This window comes from Exiguobacterium sp. s192, from assembly GCF_018618795.1.
Lineage (GTDB): Bacteria > Bacillota > Bacilli > Exiguobacteriales > Exiguobacteriaceae > Exiguobacterium_A > Exiguobacterium_A undae.
The window spans coordinates 484,484-501,310 of the sequence record NZ_JACSMS010000001.1; the positions used below are offsets into that span (position 1 = coordinate 484,484).

The window sequence follows — 16,827 nt, forward strand, 5'->3', positions numbered from 1 at the left end:
GGTTGTTTATTACTACTACCCGATTTCTAAAACTGAAAATCCTATCAGGAGGTCATTGTACATGAATCAACTTACAAAAGTTTTTAAAGGCAGCGAAATTCGAATGATCGGAAACAACACTGCACCATTATTCGTTGCTTCGGATGTTGCGAAAGCACTTGGATATAAAGAACCGCATAAGGCAGTTGGTCGTCACTGCAAGGGTGGGACGAAACATCCCGTCCTTACAAACGGTGGTACACAGGACATGATCGTCATCCGCGAACCCGATGTCTATCGACTCGTCACCAATTCAAAATTACCTGCAGCACAAGCATTCGAAAACTGGGTTATGGAAGACGTGCTTCCATCAATTCGCAATACCGGATCATATGAGGTGCCGAAGAACGTTCCATTCGCTCAACTGTTTCAAGCGACCGCACAACTGCTCGAGAAACAAGACGAGACAGAGGCAGCCATTACGACACTGAATGACAAAATCGATCAACGCATGACACTGGATTACGGTCAACAACTCGTCATCGAAAGTGCGAAGAAATCACGTGCTGAAGCTTTGTGGGATGAGATTTCACAGTTCAACTCCGAACTGTACGATTCAAAGCGCAAACTATATGGTCGCTTCGGTAGTGACATCAAGCGAGCATTCGCCGTCGCGTCATACCGGGATATCAAACAAAGTCAGTTCGAAGAGGCACTTGCCTACGTCAAGTCATGGCGGCCATCGCTCGTCTAAATCGTGAGGAGGTAAGACATGTTGTTCAACGAGGAAGAATTCAAGCGCATGATCGCTGAAGGAATCGCGGATTCACTCGCAGAGATTGCCAAAAAACGTGAATATCTCACGGTACCGGAAGTCTGCGAGGAACTACGCTGCAGTCGGAGCATGATCGACAAACAAATTCGTGAGAACGGACTGCCGATCACACGCGTCGATGGAAGAGTCATCGTCCGACGGGAGCATTTATACGACTGGCTCGACAAACGAGTCGAAAGCAATAACTGGGACCAAACAATCGAAGGAGTGAAACGACATGCCACTTTATAAAAATCTTGATGTCTTAGCCAATAAACTCGTGGATCGGTTCCACGAAAACCCAACGCTGCAACCGTTGATCAACGTTGAGGACGTCGTCTCAAGCATCCTCGTCGATGTGACACGAGAGATGGTGGAAGAATCGGAACAAGACGCTTTGGTCCAGTTCAAACGGATGGTCAAAGAAGATCCGATCGTTGTGATCGACGCCGTCAACAAGAAACATGTTCTGCATCTCATGGAAGACACGTTCGACATGCACCTGCTTCGAATGGACCCGATCCACCTGAAATGAATGCATTTGTCATTTATGGAATCGCACTATTGGCTTTTTCCATCGCATTTGGTGGCTGGTGGTGGGATGAACGGAAGAGTCGCAAGGAAAGGAGGTGAATTTTATGTCACCGGAAGCATTTGTCATGATGATGACCGTTTGGGTCGCATCGTTGTTCGTGGTCGTACCGCTCTTCATCATCGAAGGACGGGAAGAACGCGAAGTGGAACGGAAACAAGCAGGCATGAAAAAATGCCATCACTCTGAAGAGCGATGACACACTTAGACGTAGGAATTTAAGTGTATCACGCCTTCGACGAAGGAGGAAGACCATGCGTACGAAAGACCGACTGATCCGACTGAAACAACTGCTTTCGCTCCAACAGGAAACGAATACGGATCAAGCTTTACAGGAAGAACTGGAAAACATCGATTATACGTCCGCTGTGATTCGGAAACGTCTGGACGACCTGGAATATGTCTTAGGTGACTACTCACCCTATCAGGCGATGCTGGACGTCATCCGGCACGATCTCAGACGAATCGAACGGTCATCTACTCACATCAAGACTTTACATCATATGCCGGAAACGGAACGACCGGATCCACAACTCGTTCGTCGAGTGGAACACATCATCGTACCGAACAACTGATTTAGAAAGACTGGGGTGATTTACATGTCCATCATGCGAATTCAGAAGAAAGACAATTATGTCGTCATTGATAAGACGCTCTTGAACAACCGGGAATTGAGTTGGAAAGCGAAAGGGCTGCATAGCTACCTGATGTCCTTGCCGGACGACTGGAAAGTCCAAGAGGCGGATCTCGTCAAACGGTCAAAGGACGGAAAGGAAAGTACACGATCGGCCATCAAGGAGTTGATTGAAGCCGGATATATCAAACGGATTAGCATTCGGGAGAAAGGCAAAATCAAGTCGTGGGAGTTCGTCGTGTATGAATTACCGACTTTCGACGTCGAAGTTGCGGACGAACCGAAACCGAATGAGGTTCCGAATGAGTCGAAGCCAAACGAACCACAATCGGAAAACCCGAAAGTGGCTCAACCAGATTCGGGTTTTCCAGATGTGGAAAAACCAGATGTGGGAAAACCAGATCTGGAAAACCCGCCACTACTAAGTAATAAAGGTACTAAAGAACCAAAAGAACTAAAAAAAGAAGTAGTAGTAGACGCGGGCGCGAAGCAGGACGCAACGACAGAACTGATTGAGTTCTACAAGCAAAACATCGAACCACTTGCTCCTCCGTTCACGATCGAGAAAATTCTGGACGACATCGAAAGCTATGGAGTCGAGTTGGTCCGATTCGCGGTCGAGACGGCCATTCTTTCAAACGTCCGAAAGTACGCCTATATCGCCGGCATCCTCACGACATGGGCACAAGCAGGTATCAAGACCATCGAACAAGCTCGTCACCAAGCGAATGAGTTCCGAGAACGACAACGGACTCGAGGTGGTAAACGAACAGGTGGGTTATCGGGCATGAAGGCTCCGGCGTGGCTAGAAGGCGAGAAGCAAAAGCAACAGGAACACGAAGCGAAGCAAAAAGCGGAAGCCGCAGCCACGGTACCAGACGACGAAGAGCTCAACGCCATCTTGCAAGACTTGAAGGGATTGGAGCAGTGATGAAGACTCTTAAACCGGAGGGAACACAAATGGACATCTTCGACGCGATGAAAGGCATCACGATCGGCGTCTTGAAATGGGCAGAACTCGAACTGCCGGACGGCACGATCCGGATGGAACTCGATGCAGACAACAGAAATTTGGTGAAGCGCGTCCGGCATCACGGGGATGACCGTTTCTACAAGGCGGCGTTCCAAGGACTCACTCGATCAGAGTACGAGGCGAACTGGACGGTTGAACCGAATTACCAGTACTAAAAAGTGATCGATGGGCTCTGGATGGAAAGTTGGCAACGAAGTCAAACGAACTGGGGAGGCACGACATGAATAGCATGGGACAGACACAACCGTCGAACGCATCACCTTCGCACAGCAAGACCTACGTGTTCAAGCGGCGAGAACGGGAGCAAGAAACGCTCGTCCTGATCTCGGATCAGATTCGTCGCTTCACGACACGATCCGGACAAATCGTCCATGTCGAGGAGGACGTGAAACCGATCAGCGCTGCGTATTCGATTCTGTCCGATCTTACGGGATGGACGTATGACGGCATGCTGCTCGAAACACACGACGTCATTCTACAACTCCGGGCTGAGGGTTTGCTTCAGGACTCGGCGCATGCATCACTTCGGTCACACATGAAAGTCGGTGACGGCCGTTAACTACACCACTGCTGGGCATCAGCAAGAAGGAGCGCAGAATGGAACCACTAATCACGCATAAACTCACCAAAGTGCAACGGGCTGCGGCTGAAACGAAGTTGAGACACTACTTCTCGCTCCCGGCACGCATCTCATCGTTACAACTGCAGTCAGAGACATCGATCACGGCAGGGTATCAAGCAAGCGAGGTCCAGCGTAACAGTCGACCAAGCTCGAACGTCGAGAAGGCGGTCATGGTACTCGATCAAATCCGACTGGCGGAAGCTGAGTATCGCTTACTCGTCGGGATCCGGACGGAACTCGAGGAGATTGCACCGGAACTGATCGACATCTGGGATTTACGGTACCGACCGCGTCTCCGTCATACGGACCTCGTCGTCATGTCGAGTCTCTGCTACGGAAACCGGAACGCGTATTACAAGGCAAAAGACAAGTTGCTCGGCATCATCGCTGACCGCTTCAACCTCTGGAACGACGCGCATGATCATTGACGTCAAAACGTATCTCTGGCGCAAGACGGTCCTCGGTGAATCCAAGGAACGAGCCCGACAGTTAGCCGATCACACCTATCTCTATCCGCAGGAAGGAATGCATGCATCTGACACACGTGACTTACAAGAACCGCGGCAAACGCTTCGAGACGATGCTCGACAACACGAACCGGACGTATGCCTTACAGAAACGAGCCCACTTCCGCAAGACGTTCCCAGAGGTGAAACTCCTACTCGGACCTAAAGGGCAAATCAGGAAACATTGGTTCGAACGATCGGGTGGACTGGACTACATCGGACTCTACGAGAACCGGTTCGTCAGCTTCGATGCCAAATCGACACAGAACAAGACGTCGTTCCCGCCGCAAAACGTCGAGCCACATCAATTCGACGAACTTCGCCGGGTGCAGGACTACGGAGGCATCAGCTTCCTGTTGATCCATTTCGAAGAACACAACGAGACATACTACCTGTCCGCCGATGATGCCTTGGACTGGGCGAATCAGACTGAACGGAAGTCGATTCCCTACGAGTGGTTCAAAAATCACACGAAACGCGTCCTACAAGGTCGTCACGTCCTTTTAGACTACTTAGCCATAGTCGCTTTACGAATCGAGCAGGAACAGATGTTCGAGACGCGAGAAACGACAGGCAGAGTCGAGTGAACGCCGGTCAGTCAGCTACACCATGAAAATCGGACAATCCAATCATGAAACGGGGAGACACACATGATCACAGCAGAAAAGGTGATTCGACGGGGACGGTTATACGTCGAAGACACGTATCTAGAACTTGGGGTAAGCGGTACGGGTGGACAACGCGCCATCTTGGTCGAAGCGATGGCCTTGCTCGACAACGTACTGAAGACAGGTCAGACAGATCAGGAGTATGAACAGGGCTTCATGCATGCCATCACTCGTCTGGAACACGTCCAACAGGACATGCAAGGTATCCGGTTCATGAAAGAGCGGTCCTTCACGAAAGAACTGATCGAGTCGTTGCAACGGATTGCGCAGGATGAAGAGGTGAGCGTATGAAGCCAGCTCGTCATTTCAACGCCTGGACGGTCGAAGAATTGATTTCCCTGTCGCATCTCATCAAGTCAGGTAAGGCAGCGGACGGAGCATTGTTCCAGCATGCCGATCAGTATGACCGAACGCACAGCAGCGTCAAGTCGATGAGTCACAAATTACACAAGACCGGCACATGGCAACACTGGATCAAATGTGCGGCACAGCGGGATAAACGGATGGCAACGGGCAACCCGTCGTCCTGATATTTCGACTACCGTATGTCAATCCTTCACAGGAAAGGATACCACTCATGAAGATGTCAAAAGACCCACAACTGGAACACATCATGGCGAGTACACAAACGATGACGACAACGGCCGTCGCTCGGGAATACGGGATGACTGCTCGGAAATTGAATCAGTTACTCGAGTCGGCCGGCGTCCAACGCAAGGTCAACAAAAATTGGGAACTGTGTACCGCGCATCAAAAACGAGGGCTTGTCACGATCAACGAGTATCCCTTCATGCATAAAGGTGGTCAGCTCGATGCAGCCATCACGATGAAATGGACACAGATCGGGCGTCTCCTGATCCATGACATCATCCACAATCACTCAAACTAATCGGAGGTAATCACATGTCACAACCTAAAATCAACCTGAATGAGTTCGCAAACGGCGCACTCGCTGAACGTGTCAACATCGCCATGAACGAGGTCTATGCGAACATCGCGGACCAAAACACGGATCCAACGAAGAAACGGAAGGTCGTCATCACGATGGTGTTATCGGCAGATGAGGAACGGGACCTCGCAATGGTCGACATCGAAGTCAAGACGACGTTGACACCAGCCCGGACGGTCGGCTCGAAGATCATCATCGATAAGAATGCTGCTGGTCAGGTCGTTGGCCAAGAACTGAAGTCGGGTTCGCCGGGACAGATGATGATCTCGCAAGACGGAGAAATCGTCAGTGACGTCGGGATACCGATTGATGTAGTCGAACAGGCGAAGTATGAAGTGCCGGAAGTTGAAGTGGTCCAAGACGGAAACGTCATCGATTTCCGCGCGACATCACCGTCAGCAGCACAGCGGTAATACCTGCAGTAATGATTTGTTCGACAGATTCATCAGATAGACCAGTTACACGTGATACACCAAAATCCAACACACAAAGGGAGATACTCACATGTCATTACTCAAAGACGCTTTCAACTGGATCAAGGAACACGGTGAATTTCAAACAACGGAGGTACACGGTCGCACGGTTTCTGACCGTGACCTCCATGCCATTACAGCACCAACGGCAAATCCGTTAAAGGTCCACACGTTGACGGCACTCGTCGAGTACGTCAAAAGCGAGTTCGATACGAGTGAAGGTCTACTAATCCACATCAAGGACCCAGAGACGGTCACGATCATGAATAAACTCAACAGTGACATGAACCGCAGCCACTTCATCCAAGCCCATGCCTACGTCCCAACCTTCCGATTCGATTCGTATTACGACACGGAAGACATCAACATCAAGTTGCAGTCCGTCTTCGTCCCGAACCGCGATCAGGAAATCATCCTGAAAATCGTCGGCACGATGAAAGAAGATAATGTCCGGACAATCGGAGACGATGGTATCTCGCAAGCGGTCACGGTGAAAACAGGTGTCGCGACTGTCGGGGATGCGAAAGTCATCAATCCCGTCACGCTTGCTCCATACCGGACGTTTACAGAGGTTGCACAACCAGAAAGCAAGTTCGTCCTCCGGATGCAGTCCGGTCCGAAAGTCGCCTTGTTCGAGGCAGACGGTGGAGCATGGAAGAACGAAGCCATCAAAAACATCGAACAGTACCTTACAGAAGAATTGAGTGACGCAATCGACGCAGAGAAAATCACGATCATCGCCTAAAACAATCAACCAACCGAACAGGCCAGGCGCACGTCCTGGCTGTTCTTTACTCAACGTTTAGAAAGTGGGATTTAATCATGCAGTTAGACCAATGGCTTCTCATCATCACCGCATCGTTCATATTGCTTTTATTCATGATCGATGTCGCCAAAGAATTGATCAATAAGAAAAAACAGAGGAAAGCGAAGCAATATGCAGCAAACAATCGTGCCTTCGAGGAGACATTCACACGACTCCGGGAAGAGACGGAAACAAAACGAGCTGAAATCAAGCAAACGTTCCGGGCACAACCACCGATCACAACACGAACGACATCCACGAAAGAGACACTCTACTATCCGTTACTTCAGACGGAAGACTACACCACAAACCACTCACAGGGGGAGCAGGGCGATGGGTCATACTCAGCTGATTGATAAGATGTCGCACAACACAGCCATCCGGCGTTTAAACAACCGGACAGAACCGGCAATACCTGAAGAAATGAAACGGTATTTCCACCATCCCTACGGAATGGCCTACTACATCGACGGAAAATGGGTACCGTGTCCTGGATACGGCGAATCGTCTGCCATCCCGGTTTCGATCAAAGCACGACCGCGGAAATCGACGTCTGCAGAATGGCGTCCGAAGAAACCGACGCCGCCGGTCATTCAACCGAGAGTAATCTGTCCACCACGCGAGGAACTGGATCGATTGATCGAAAAGAAGGGGATGTCACTCGCTGCAATCAGTCGCCTTAAAAAGTGTAGCGTGACGACCGTTCATAATTGGTTCAAACAACACAAACTCGAAACCCCGGCAGAACGAAAAAAAATAGCGAAGGAGAAACAATCATGATTCTGACACTCAATACATGGCTTCTGCTGTGCGAGAAACAAGCGCAGTTTGACCGACATGTACTCGATCAATACAAACTGACCGGTGTACCCATTTGGGAACGGACAACCGCGTATCGTGTCGAGGCAGCGGAATGCATCAACGAACTGAAAGGGGCATGGAAATGGTGGACCGTCAAAGAGCCGCAGCGGAAACAGTTTGTCGAAGAATTGGCCGATGCCTTGAAGTTCATCGCCGGCATTGCCTCGATTGATCTCGTGAGTGGTGGCCCCATCGGATATCACGCCATGATCCATCGCGCCTATACGCATCACAGTCGCAAGAATGATGAAATGAAACGGTTATGTCACGCTGCAGTCGATGCCTCTACAATCCGCCGGTCATTCGGTGCCCTGTTGATGATTGCAGAACACCTCAACGTGTCAGAATTGGAGATTGTCGAAGCATTCGACGCCAAGACAGAAACGAATCTCGAACGCATCCTGACGAACTACTGACATGTGGGTCCGCATCTATTACGAAAAAGGTGGCGCAAAAGAGACATGCGTCACCTGGGCGGCCAATAAAGCATAATGCGAAAAGCTTGCTGAGGACTTGGGTGGCGTCTTGTTGCAGGTGGAGAGTTATCCAGCGGCTAAACAGTAAATTTTATAGGGGGAATGGAATATGTATCGGTACTTTGTTTCTTTTCACGTTAAAGGTAGAGATCGAGTTGGTACATTCAGCGGGTTTGCGCAAGGTGAGTTCCATATGGATAATCCGATCACGGGGGCTGAAGATATAAGAAAAGTAACTGAGTTTTTCGAGGAACAAAATGGCTATCCAACTGGTTCTGTCGTTGTGATTAACTTCGTAAAATTCGAAGAAAGTTAAAATGTTGATCAATCGATAAAAGGATAAAAGTTTGATTTGATATGCGGCTGCATCAAAAGGGTAAAGAGAAACTAACTAATAGAAATGAGGTGAATATAATCATGAATGGTGAAGTTTGGACAATACAAGCTTATGTTCCTGGAGGACAAGATCCAGAAATTGAGAAGAGTCATACGGATGAAAAAACCACAATTGAATCAGCTCGAAAAATGGCCGATGAAAATCCAAATCTACACGTCTATGTCACTTACAACCGTCGTCGAGATGCAGTAGAATGTTCTATGAATAAAGACGGAAATTATGATGATGTCGGTCGTCGATGGTAACTGAAGAAATATCAGAAAAAATTGTAAGACAATATTGATACAAAAACTTTCTTCACCTTTGTTATTTTATCTGGATTAGTAAAGCGCACTCGAGGAAAACCATGCTTTATTGAATAAAATAAATGTAGTCTGTGTGAAAGCGACTTTCAACTTATAACCCTTTATAATATGAATTAGTAGACAAATAAAGGGGTGTTAAGAATGTTCAATGGAGAAATGTTTAAAGAAATGGCAACTAGGTTGCATGAACATAATCAAGAAACGAAACGCATGCTTAATCGGGAAAAGGACTTCTTTGATGCACATAAAATAGAAACTATGAAATTGGCTGAGAAGTTAGGTAAAGAAATGTATGAAAAAGAACAAGAAGAGAAAAGAATGCAAATTAAAACAATAGAATTGTTGAGTGAACAAAATGAATCTTTAAAAAGATTAGTAGAAGACAGTAAGAACGCTGTTGAGCAAAGGAATGCTATTATACACTTCATGGTTGAAGAAATGATAAAAAGTGAGCAACCGAAAGAAATTAAGAGAGATTTTTTGTTGAACTTACTAGTACCAATAGCTACAGTATCGAGTGGAGCTGGCGATTTGATGCAGATGGTTAAAAGTAGTTTGGAATCAATTAATTAATTAAGTCCTATTCAGCATCCTACGGGATGCTTATTTTATATTCCACTTAACAAGTATCATCTATATTGAGTGTCACATAACGAAAGAAGCAAAATGTTAGACCCTCTGAAGTTATCGTTATATGATTACATAAAATTACATATTAGGGGGAATTAGTATGAATGACGGTTCATCAACATCGATGTTGAAATTATTGAGTGCAATTAAAGAAAAGAATAAACAGTACAGAAGAAGAGATATCAATATTCATGCTTTAGGATTTGATAGTTACCAGTTTAATCAAGTGTTCAGAGAAGCCAAATTAAGAGGCTTTGTAGAAGGTGGAAAGTTTCAAGATGTGAAAGGGACTCTATATCACTTTACTGCTGATATGGAGTTGACACCAAAAGGAGAATATTATCTAGAAGCAAATACATAAAAAATATACACGACGTTTTATTTTGTTGAAAATAATTGTGGGGAGATAAATAACTGATACATTTTTAATACTCTTTTGATACAGTGTTGATACGATTCCTTGACGGATTGATGCTATGCTAGTTACGTGGAATGAAGCGGGCGCGGCTAAGGTTGCGTTATTCTGCAACACATCTTACATCATACATGGTCGAACGAAACGCCCTGAAACGGATAGGGCGTTTTTTGGTACCCGTAATTATCCTAGCGAGAGGAGATCCCCGTCTCGGTGTGCAGCTCACCTGTAGTCTTACCCCAGTCCTACTCGTCAACTGCATGCTCGCTCGGATAGCTATGTGTACCAATCCAGTAAGGAGGTGACAGCAATGCAGAAACAATTAGATGATAGACAAGTAACGGATTTCACTGAAGCAATTAAGGTGCTCACTTGTAAGGTGAGTCTGTTTTTTAAGCGGATCAAGCGAGTTGTTGATCAAGCCATCGCATGGCTCTTAGATAAGTTAGGTAAGCGAACACAAGCCATGACTACATCACCGGTGCGACGAACACTCGATGCAAAGGGGAACAAGACATGGGACAAGGCGAGGATGCTACATCCACATGCATCGACGATCGTGATGAAGAAGAGAAGTCGAGCACATCAAGACCAACGCATGATGAAGCGAGCACGTTCGACGCTTAAGTCATGATTGGTTAGTCCATTGCTAATGGCGCATGAGGGGTCAAACACATTCATTCAGGTCTGGCGACCGATCCATCATACACGGACCCGTATCATGCGCCACTAGCAGGGGATTATCCTCTGCTTCGTGTATTCCTACCTCTGGGAAGACGCCTTCGGGCGTCTTTTTGTATGTTGCAAAGCAATCGTGACTGGCGTGGATCCCATTCGTGATTGCTTTGGAACATATAGACAGAAAAAATTTGAACGTGTGAAGTCGAGAGGGGGTGCTTTGGGTCCTCCGACGGTATAAAAAGGGTTACGGGTGCATACGAGCCCGGAAACGTGCTAGTTTCAATCTTAAAAAGGTCGTTTCGCTTTCGCATTTGAAATCTTGGGAAATAATTTTTAGAGAGTGGGTGAACCGTTGGTGCGTAAAGAATCAGACAATCATGCGCCTGTTGTAACGACAGCGCAAATAAGCGAAATTCTCGACGTATCGACGCGTCGAATTCAGCAATTAGCGAAAGAAGGTGTCCTCGTTCGCATTTCGCATGGCTCTTTCGACTTGAAAGCCTCTATCAAATCGTACATCGAATTTCGTGTTTCAAGGGAACAAGAGGACGATGAACTCGATAAAACGACCGAAGAAGCGTTATGGACACGGGCGAGACGGCAGAAAACGGAGCTCGAGCTGCAGATCATGCGCGGTGATTTACATCGGTCAGAGGATGTAAAACGGGTCATGAATGACATGATCGGGGCATTTCGGGCAAGGATTCTGTCAATTCCGTCTAAATTTGCGCCACAGTTGGTCGGAAAGACAGAAATTCCGCCGATTAAAGCGATTTTGAAGAATGCAGTGTTCGAAACACTCGAGGAACTAGCGGAATATGATCCGGTGGCATTTTACGACATGAGTAAGGACAAACTACTCCTCGATGATGACGAGGACACCGAATCGAAGATAGACGACATTGAATCGGATGGAGAGTCGGTGCCTCGTGGCCGCCAAACGAAGAAGTAAGAATACGGAAGCGTTGTTTCGTGACATCATACGTGGCACGCTGCCGCCTCCACCGGACCTTACCGTTTCTGAATGGGCGGACGCCTACCGCAAGCTGTCATCGGAGTCCTCGGCAGAACCCGGACAATGGCGAACAGATCGAGCACCCTATCAACGCGCCATCATGGATGCCGTCAATGATCCAGAACTCGAAAAGATCGTCATCATGTCGAGTGCGCAGGTCGGAAAGACGGAATTGATCCTGAATACACTCGGGTATCATATCGATTTCGACCCAGCACCCATCATGATCATGCAACCGACTGTCGCGCTGGCTCAAAGTTTTTCGAAAGAACGACTGGCACCGATGATTCGGGATACACCGGCGATCAAAAATAAAGTCTCGGACGCAAAGAGTCGGGACAGTGGAAACACGACCCTACAGAAATCGTTCCCAGGTGGTTATGTCGCGATGGTCGGAGCGAACGCCCCGAGTGGATTGGCTTCACGGCCGATTCGGATTTTGCTAGCCGATGAGATTGACCGGTTTCCTGTTTCGGCAGGGACGGAAGGTGATCCGTTATCACTTGCTGAGAAGCGGACGAACAACTTCTATAACCGGAAAAAGATTTTCGTATCGACACCGACCAACAAAGGGACATCACGGATTGAGGTCGAGTATGAACTGAGCACGAAAGAGCGTTGGAATCTGGCATGCCCGTCTTGCGACGCCTTTCAGCCCTTAAAATGGGCACAAATCATCTTTGATTCGCATTCGGCTGCTTGTGAACATTGCGGAGCAGTCCACAATGAATACGAATGGAAGTCCCAACCCGGTAAATGGATCCAAGAAAACCCCGGCGCACGTAGCCGGGGTTTTCATTTGAACGAATTGGTATCCCCGTGGAAGAAGTGGCATGAAATCATTGCTGAATTCCTAGAAGCCAAGAAAAAAGGGCAGGAAGCGATGAAGGTGTGGGTCAATACCTCGCTCGGAGAAACATGGGAGGAAGAGGGCGAAGAAGTCGATGCGGACGGACTGGACGGACGACGTGAGCGTTATGCTGCGGAAGTGCCGGAAGGTGTCAGTATTTTGACGGCAGCCGTCGATACGCAGGATGACCGGTTTGAAATCGAGGTCGTCGGTTGGGGACGTGGCAAAGAATCATGGGGCATCGAGTACCAAGTCATCTATGGCGATTTGAATCAACCGCAGATTTGGAACGATCTCGATGAATACCTCTCACGGACCTGGGCAAAACAAGACGGCCGACGATTCGGAATCAGTTGCACCTGCATGGACTCCGGTGGTCACTTCACACAAGAGGTCTATCGCTTCACGAAAGCTCGTGAAACCCGTCGGATCTATGCCATCAAAGGGAAATCGGCGAAACCGGGGGATTACACGCCACTCGTCGCGGGTTATTCGCGAACGAAGTTGTCGAAAGCCATCCTCGTTAGTCTCGGTGTCGATGACGGAAAAGCACGGATCATGTCCAATCTTCAACTCGAAGAAGTGGGTCCGAACTATTGTCACTTCCCAGAAGGACGTGGGTACGGAACGGAATACTTCAAGGGACTCACGGCGGAACGTCTCGAGACACGGTACGAAAAAGGGATTCCTTACAAGGTGTGGCGTAAAGTCAGAAACCGAAACGAACCACTCGACGTTCGCGTCTACAATATTGCGGCATTAGAAATTCTAAATCCGAACTTGGAGAAAGAATATGCCATCGGAACGGTCAAACGAAAGAAAAAACGACGGAAGTCGACGAGAGGAGTGACGTGATGTGGAGGAATTGATGCCACTGGAACGAGCCAGACTACATCTGGATGCTTGGTATAAGGCAGAATTAGCCGTTTCGACAGGACAGAGTTACACGATTGGATCTCGTTCACTGACGCGAGCTAACCTCAAAGAAATTCGAGGCCAGATTGCGTACTGGGAAAAGCGAGTCGGTTCGATGCAAGGTGTCAGACGAAGACGTGCGAAACGGATTATTCCACGTGACTTATGAAAGGAGGGAATGTTAGGTGAACCTAATTGACAATGTGATCAGTTATTTCAATCCACGTGCTGGACTGGAACGAACGTTGGCACGGAAGAAACAGACCGTCCTGAATGAAGGATACGGAAACCATGGTGCCAGCGGAAAAAAGAACAGCATGATTGGATGGTTGACGAATAGCGGGTCAGCGCTCGAAGACATCGAACGTAACATTCCCACTTTACGCGAACGTTCACGGGATTTGTACATGGGAGCTCCGTTAGCGACAGGGGCCCTTAAAACGTTGCGGACGAACGTCATCGGATCCGGACTGAAGCTGAATGCACAGATCGACGCTGAATTACTTGGGATGACCCGGGAACAGGCGGACCAGTGGGAAACGAAGGTCGAACGTGAGTTTTCGCTTTGGGCAGACTCGATTCATTGCGATTCACAACGCATGAGTAACTTTTATCAACTGCAACAACTTGCCTTCCTATCCTGGATGATGAGTGGCGATACATTTTGCTTGCTGCCCTTGATTCCACGGAAAAACATGCCGTACGACTTACGTATTCAATTGATCGAGGCGGACCGGGTCAGTGATCCGAATCAATTCGTCTCCTTGTTTGACACGAAGGTCGTCAATGGGGTCGAAATCAACCCGACCGGTGAAGTCGTCGCTTATCATATTGCGGATCGTCACCCGAACTCCATTGCAGGTGCCGTCAACAAGTGGACACGCATCGAGAAGTTCGGCAAGAAGACAGGGCGTGCGAATGTGCTGCATCTGATTGAACTGGAACGACCGGAACAACGACGCGGTGTCCCTGTTTTAGCACCTGTCATCGAGACGATGAAACAACTCGCCCGATACAGTGACGCGGAATTGATGGCCGCCGTCATCAATGCCTTCTATTCGGTCTTCATCACGACGGACGGCGATAGCGAAACCGATGATTTCGGAAGTATCGCACCGGAAGACGAGCTGGCCGGCAGTGATGAGACACAAATCGAATTGGGTACCGGAACTGTGAACTTCCTAGCGGAAGGTGAAAAGGTCCAAGAAGCAAGTCCGGGGCGACCGAATGCTAACTTTGACGGATTCGTCACGGCGATGTGCCGACAAATCGGTGCTGCACTCGAAATTCCCTATGAAGTCTTGATGAAAAACTTCACGTCGTCCTATTCAGCCTCTCGCGGGGCGTTACTCGAAGCGTGGAAGATGTTCAAGATGCGTCGGCAATGGATGGCGGATTCGTTCTGTCAGCCGATCTACGAAGAATTTCTGGCCGAAGCAGTGGCAAAGGGACGTATCGACGCACCTGGCTTCTTCACGGATCCATTGATTCGTAAAGCGTATGCCCAAGCGGAATGGAATGGTCCTTCACAGGGACAACTCGATCCGTTGAAAGAAGTGAATGCTGCCGAGAAACGTGTCAACAATGGTTTTACGACACGGACGCAGGAGACTGTCGCTTTAGGTGGCGGGGATTGGTTCCGCAATCACGAGTTACGCGTCGCGGAAGAACGGTTGCGTCGTGAAGGCAATCTCGTCACCGATGCCAGCGGGCAACTGGTGACGACAGAAGACGAGAAAGGAGGTGAAGAAGATGAAAATTAATATCAAAGGTCCAATCATCCCGACGTCGAGTCAATGGATTTATGACTACTTCGAAATGGAAGCAGTCAGTCCAAAGCGGGTAGCGGATTTAATCGAGCAAGCAAACGGTGAACCATTGGATGTCGAAATCAACAGTGGGGGGGGATCCGTCTTTGATGCATCAGAGATCTACTACGCGCTGAAAAATTATGCTGGGGATGTCGTCGTCACAATCGTCGGTTTAGCGGCCAGTGCCGCCTCCGTCATTGCGATGGCTGGTAAGAACGTCCGGATTGCCCCGACGGCCCAAATGATGATCCACAATGCCTCGACGATTCAAGCGGGTGATTACCGTGACATGCAACATACGGCAGAGTTTCTGAAGAACACGAATAAAACGATTACTGCAGCGTATCGATTGAAGTCAGGAAAGACGGATGAAGAACTGCTGGCGTTGATGGACGAAGAAACATGGTTCACAGCGGAGCAAGCCTTGAAAAATGGTCTGGTCGACGAAGTATTATTCGATAGTCCGATTCAAGCCGTCGCATCGGTGGACTCGATCACACTGCCTCAGGCGTTCATCGATAAGATCCGAAATGATGTCCGGTTCCGACCGGATGGAAGCCTCGCCAATCAAGCACCATCTCAAGCACCATCGACGACACCGTCGAATCAGAAGGAGGGAAATAAAGACATGGAGTTAGAAGAATTAAAAAACACGCATCCTGCACTATTCGAACAAGTCGTAGCGCTTGGCCGAACGGAAGGGGCGACTGCAGAAATTAAACGAATTGAAGCGATCGACAGTTTGAAGAAACCACAGGACATCTCGGCGGAAGCCTTCAACGAGATTGTCCACGATGCGAAGTTCGTGTCCAATGCCACAGCAGGAGACACAGCGATGAAGATTTTGAACAGTGCCTCGCTTAATGCACAACAAGCCAAAGATAGCTTTTTAGAAAACGTGCAGCGTGATGCATCAAACGTCAATGCAGTTCCAGGTGGCGACGCCTCGAATCAACACGCATCGAAAGACGACGAACAGGTCAATGATCTCGTCGCAGCATTCGGAGGAGGGAAACGAGCATGAAACAGTTAATCGAAACGGTGGATCAATCCAATTCGGATGAGTTGATTTATGACACGACACATCCGTTATCAACTAAGGGTGTCGAACTGAAATTGAACCAAGGGGTGTTGTTGCGCGGGACGGTGCTCGGCATCGTCACGGCGACAGGAAAAGCGGTACCGGTCGATAAGGATGCGGTGGACGGATCGAACAAAGCCGATTGTGTTTTAGCAAATGACGTCGATACGAACACGACAGGAACACTCGTCGAAGTCGCGTATTCATCCGGGAGCTTCAACCGCAAGGCGATGTTCGTCGGTGCAGGTGACATCGTCGAAGACCATGAACTACGTTTACGAGAAGTCGGAATTTATCTCAAAGATAAACTTTAAT

The 16,827-nt window shown here is 48.5% G+C and carries 29 protein-coding genes; all 29 read left to right on the forward strand.

Features of this window, described 5'->3' with window-relative positions; genetic code table 11:
• Positions 1-61: 61 nt before the first annotated feature.
• The 29 genes from KNP87_RS02420 (at position 62) to KNP87_RS02560 (ending at position 16,826) form a co-directional block, all read left to right on the forward strand.
• Positions 62-733 carry a BRO family protein gene (locus tag KNP87_RS02420; RefSeq protein ID WP_214720690.1) on the forward strand — a complete coding sequence of 224 codons (672 nt, stop codon included), beginning with the start codon at positions 62-64 and terminating at the stop codon, positions 731-733.
• Between the two features lie 18 nt (positions 734-751).
• Entirely contained in the window at positions 752-1,045 is a 294-nt protein-coding gene (locus tag KNP87_RS02425; RefSeq protein ID WP_214720691.1) for a helix-turn-helix domain-containing protein, read from the forward strand.
• Positions 1,032-1,328, forward strand: a complete 297-nt coding sequence (locus KNP87_RS02430; RefSeq protein ID WP_214720692.1) for a hypothetical protein — start codon at positions 1,032-1,034, stop codon at positions 1,326-1,328. The genes KNP87_RS02425 and KNP87_RS02430 overlap by 14 nt, the downstream gene beginning before the upstream one ends.
• Before the next feature lie 103 nt (positions 1,329-1,431).
• Positions 1,432-1,584, forward strand: a complete 153-nt coding sequence (locus tag KNP87_RS02435; protein ID WP_214720693.1) for a hypothetical protein — start codon at positions 1,432-1,434, stop codon at positions 1,582-1,584.
• Positions 1,585-1,639: 55 nt separating this feature from the next.
• Positions 1,640-1,960, forward strand: a complete 321-nt coding sequence (locus KNP87_RS02440; RefSeq protein ID WP_214720694.1) for a hypothetical protein — start codon at positions 1,640-1,642, stop codon at positions 1,958-1,960.
• A gap of 33 nt (positions 1,961-1,993) precedes the next feature.
• Positions 1,994-2,950, forward strand: coding sequence for a DnaD domain protein (locus tag KNP87_RS02445; RefSeq protein ID WP_214720695.1), 957 nt, complete (start codon positions 1,994-1,996; stop codon positions 2,948-2,950).
• Between the two features lie 29 nt (positions 2,951-2,979).
• Positions 2,980-3,207, forward strand: a complete 228-nt coding sequence (locus KNP87_RS02450; RefSeq protein WP_214720696.1) for a hypothetical protein — start codon at positions 2,980-2,982, stop codon at positions 3,205-3,207.
• Between the two features lie 65 nt (positions 3,208-3,272).
• Entirely contained in the window at positions 3,273-3,611 is a 339-nt protein-coding gene (locus KNP87_RS02455) for a hypothetical protein (RefSeq protein WP_214720697.1), read from the forward strand.
• Positions 3,612-3,649: 38 nt separating this feature from the next.
• Positions 3,650-4,102, forward strand: a complete 453-nt coding sequence (locus tag KNP87_RS02460) for a hypothetical protein (RefSeq protein ID WP_214720698.1) — start codon at positions 3,650-3,652, stop codon at positions 4,100-4,102.
• Between the two features lie 101 nt (positions 4,103-4,203).
• Positions 4,204-4,767: a Holliday junction resolvase RecU gene (locus KNP87_RS02465; protein WP_214720699.1), complete on the forward strand. Its 564-nt coding sequence runs from the start codon at positions 4,204-4,206 to the stop codon at positions 4,765-4,767.
• A 63-nt stretch (positions 4,768-4,830) separates the two neighbouring features.
• Positions 4,831-5,139, forward strand: coding sequence for a hypothetical protein (locus KNP87_RS02470; RefSeq protein WP_214720700.1), 309 nt, complete (start codon positions 4,831-4,833; stop codon positions 5,137-5,139).
• Positions 5,136-5,378 carry a hypothetical protein gene (locus KNP87_RS02475; protein WP_214720701.1) on the forward strand — a complete coding sequence of 81 codons (243 nt, stop codon included), beginning with the start codon at positions 5,136-5,138 and terminating at the stop codon, positions 5,376-5,378. The genes KNP87_RS02470 and KNP87_RS02475 overlap by 4 nt, the downstream gene beginning before the upstream one ends.
• Before the next feature lie 53 nt (positions 5,379-5,431).
• Positions 5,432-5,737: a phage antirepressor KilAC domain-containing protein gene (locus KNP87_RS02480; protein WP_214720702.1), complete on the forward strand. Its 306-nt coding sequence runs from the start codon at positions 5,432-5,434 to the stop codon at positions 5,735-5,737.
• A 14-nt stretch (positions 5,738-5,751) separates the two neighbouring features.
• Positions 5,752-6,210 (forward strand): replication terminator protein, encoded by a 459-nt coding sequence (locus tag KNP87_RS02485; RefSeq protein WP_214720703.1) that lies wholly within the window; start codon positions 5,752-5,754, stop codon positions 6,208-6,210.
• Positions 6,211-6,301: 91 nt separating this feature from the next.
• Entirely contained in the window at positions 6,302-7,015 is a 714-nt protein-coding gene (locus KNP87_RS02490; RefSeq protein ID WP_214720704.1) for a hypothetical protein, read from the forward strand.
• A 77-nt stretch (positions 7,016-7,092) separates the two neighbouring features.
• On the forward strand, positions 7,093-7,431 hold the full coding sequence (locus KNP87_RS02495; RefSeq protein WP_214720705.1) for a hypothetical protein: 339 nt from the start codon (positions 7,093-7,095) through the stop codon (positions 7,429-7,431).
• On the forward strand, positions 7,409-7,855 hold the full coding sequence (locus tag KNP87_RS02500; RefSeq protein WP_214720706.1) for a hypothetical protein: 447 nt from the start codon (positions 7,409-7,411) through the stop codon (positions 7,853-7,855). Before KNP87_RS02495 ends, KNP87_RS02500 begins: the two co-directional genes overlap by 23 nt.
• Complete coding sequence (locus KNP87_RS02505) at positions 7,852-8,352, forward strand: dUTP diphosphatase (RefSeq protein ID WP_214720707.1); 501 nt, start codon at positions 7,852-7,854, stop codon at positions 8,350-8,352. The genes KNP87_RS02500 and KNP87_RS02505 overlap by 4 nt, the downstream gene beginning before the upstream one ends.
• A gap of 169 nt (positions 8,353-8,521) precedes the next feature.
• Positions 8,522-8,728, forward strand: coding sequence for a hypothetical protein (locus KNP87_RS02510; protein WP_214720708.1), 207 nt, complete (start codon positions 8,522-8,524; stop codon positions 8,726-8,728).
• Positions 8,729-8,829: 101 nt separating this feature from the next.
• Positions 8,830-9,054 (forward strand): hypothetical protein, encoded by a 225-nt coding sequence (locus KNP87_RS02515; protein WP_214720709.1) that lies wholly within the window; start codon positions 8,830-8,832, stop codon positions 9,052-9,054.
• 201 nt (positions 9,055-9,255) lie between these two features.
• On the forward strand, positions 9,256-9,687 hold the full coding sequence (locus KNP87_RS02520) for a hypothetical protein (protein ID WP_214720710.1): 432 nt from the start codon (positions 9,256-9,258) through the stop codon (positions 9,685-9,687).
• Positions 9,688-9,844: 157 nt separating this feature from the next.
• A complete protein-coding gene (locus KNP87_RS02525) occupies positions 9,845-10,105 on the forward strand; it encodes a YjcQ family protein (RefSeq protein ID WP_214720711.1) in 261 nt (86 codons plus the stop codon).
• Between the two features lie 364 nt (positions 10,106-10,469).
• Positions 10,470-10,793 carry a hypothetical protein gene (locus tag KNP87_RS02530; protein WP_214720712.1) on the forward strand — a complete coding sequence of 108 codons (324 nt, stop codon included), beginning with the start codon at positions 10,470-10,472 and terminating at the stop codon, positions 10,791-10,793.
• Positions 10,794-11,195: 402 nt separating this feature from the next.
• Positions 11,196-11,792 carry a hypothetical protein gene (locus KNP87_RS02535; RefSeq protein WP_214720713.1) on the forward strand — a complete coding sequence of 199 codons (597 nt, stop codon included), beginning with the start codon at positions 11,196-11,198 and terminating at the stop codon, positions 11,790-11,792.
• The gene (locus KNP87_RS02540; protein ID WP_214720714.1) at positions 11,770-13,560 is read left to right on the forward strand and encodes a phage terminase large subunit family protein; all 1,791 of its coding nucleotides are present in this window, start codon (positions 11,770-11,772) and stop codon (positions 13,558-13,560) included. The genes KNP87_RS02535 and KNP87_RS02540 overlap by 23 nt, the downstream gene beginning before the upstream one ends.
• A 1-nt stretch (position 13,561) precedes the next feature.
• Complete coding sequence (locus KNP87_RS02545; protein WP_214720715.1) at positions 13,562-13,789, forward strand: DUF6148 family protein; 228 nt, start codon at positions 13,562-13,564, stop codon at positions 13,787-13,789.
• 16 nt (positions 13,790-13,805) lie between these two features.
• Positions 13,806-15,383, forward strand: coding sequence for a phage portal protein (locus tag KNP87_RS02550; RefSeq protein WP_353049347.1), 1,578 nt, complete (start codon positions 13,806-13,808; stop codon positions 15,381-15,383).
• Positions 15,373-16,455, forward strand: coding sequence for a head maturation protease, ClpP-related (locus KNP87_RS02555; RefSeq protein ID WP_214720716.1), 1,083 nt, complete (start codon positions 15,373-15,375; stop codon positions 16,453-16,455). Before KNP87_RS02550 ends, KNP87_RS02555 begins: the two co-directional genes overlap by 11 nt.
• Positions 16,452-16,826: a head decoration protein gene (locus KNP87_RS02560; protein WP_214720717.1), complete on the forward strand. Its 375-nt coding sequence runs from the start codon at positions 16,452-16,454 to the stop codon at positions 16,824-16,826. Before KNP87_RS02555 ends, KNP87_RS02560 begins: the two co-directional genes overlap by 4 nt.
• Position 16,827 lies beyond the last annotated feature (1 nt).

Bases quoted from the DNA above. Each gene is read 5' to 3' on its own strand.
- KNP87_RS02420 (WP_214720690.1), top strand. From the start codon at position 62: ATGAATCAACTTACAAAAGTTTTTAAAGGCAGCGAAATTCGAATGATC.
- KNP87_RS02425 (WP_214720691.1), top strand. From the start codon at position 752: ATGTTGTTCAACGAGGAAGAATTCAAGCGCATGATCGCTGAAGGAATC.
- KNP87_RS02430 (WP_214720692.1), top strand. From the start codon at position 1,032: ATGCCACTTTATAAAAATCTTGATGTCTTAGCCAATAAACTCGTGGAT.
- KNP87_RS02435 (WP_214720693.1), top strand. From the start codon at position 1,432: ATGTCACCGGAAGCATTTGTCATGATGATGACCGTTTGGGTCGCATCG.
- KNP87_RS02440 (WP_214720694.1), top strand. From the start codon at position 1,640: ATGCGTACGAAAGACCGACTGATCCGACTGAAACAACTGCTTTCGCTC.
- KNP87_RS02445 (WP_214720695.1), top strand. From the start codon at position 1,994: ATGCGAATTCAGAAGAAAGACAATTATGTCGTCATTGATAAGACGCTC.
- KNP87_RS02450 (WP_214720696.1), top strand. From the start codon at position 2,980: ATGGACATCTTCGACGCGATGAAAGGCATCACGATCGGCGTCTTGAAA.
- KNP87_RS02455 (WP_214720697.1), top strand. From the start codon at position 3,273: ATGAATAGCATGGGACAGACACAACCGTCGAACGCATCACCTTCGCAC.
- KNP87_RS02460 (WP_214720698.1), top strand. From the start codon at position 3,650: ATGGAACCACTAATCACGCATAAACTCACCAAAGTGCAACGGGCTGCG.
- KNP87_RS02465 (WP_214720699.1), top strand. From the start codon at position 4,204: ATGCATCTGACACACGTGACTTACAAGAACCGCGGCAAACGCTTCGAG.
- KNP87_RS02470 (WP_214720700.1), top strand. From the start codon at position 4,831: ATGATCACAGCAGAAAAGGTGATTCGACGGGGACGGTTATACGTCGAA.
- KNP87_RS02475 (WP_214720701.1), top strand. From the start codon at position 5,136: ATGAAGCCAGCTCGTCATTTCAACGCCTGGACGGTCGAAGAATTGATT.
- KNP87_RS02480 (WP_214720702.1), top strand. From the start codon at position 5,432: ATGTCAAAAGACCCACAACTGGAACACATCATGGCGAGTACACAAACG.
- KNP87_RS02485 (WP_214720703.1), top strand. From the start codon at position 5,752: ATGTCACAACCTAAAATCAACCTGAATGAGTTCGCAAACGGCGCACTC.
- KNP87_RS02490 (WP_214720704.1), top strand. From the start codon at position 6,302: ATGTCATTACTCAAAGACGCTTTCAACTGGATCAAGGAACACGGTGAA.
- KNP87_RS02495 (WP_214720705.1), top strand. From the start codon at position 7,093: ATGCAGTTAGACCAATGGCTTCTCATCATCACCGCATCGTTCATATTG.
- KNP87_RS02500 (WP_214720706.1), top strand. From the start codon at position 7,409: ATGGGTCATACTCAGCTGATTGATAAGATGTCGCACAACACAGCCATC.
- KNP87_RS02505 (WP_214720707.1), top strand. From the start codon at position 7,852: ATGATTCTGACACTCAATACATGGCTTCTGCTGTGCGAGAAACAAGCG.
- KNP87_RS02510 (WP_214720708.1), top strand. From the start codon at position 8,522: ATGTATCGGTACTTTGTTTCTTTTCACGTTAAAGGTAGAGATCGAGTT.
- KNP87_RS02515 (WP_214720709.1), top strand. From the start codon at position 8,830: ATGAATGGTGAAGTTTGGACAATACAAGCTTATGTTCCTGGAGGACAA.
- KNP87_RS02520 (WP_214720710.1), top strand. From the start codon at position 9,256: ATGTTCAATGGAGAAATGTTTAAAGAAATGGCAACTAGGTTGCATGAA.
- KNP87_RS02525 (WP_214720711.1), top strand. From the start codon at position 9,845: ATGAATGACGGTTCATCAACATCGATGTTGAAATTATTGAGTGCAATT.
- KNP87_RS02530 (WP_214720712.1), top strand. From the start codon at position 10,470: ATGCAGAAACAATTAGATGATAGACAAGTAACGGATTTCACTGAAGCA.
- KNP87_RS02555 (WP_214720716.1), top strand. From the start codon at position 15,373: ATGAAAATTAATATCAAAGGTCCAATCATCCCGACGTCGAGTCAATGG.
- KNP87_RS02560 (WP_214720717.1), top strand. From the start codon at position 16,452: ATGAAACAGTTAATCGAAACGGTGGATCAATCCAATTCGGATGAGTTG.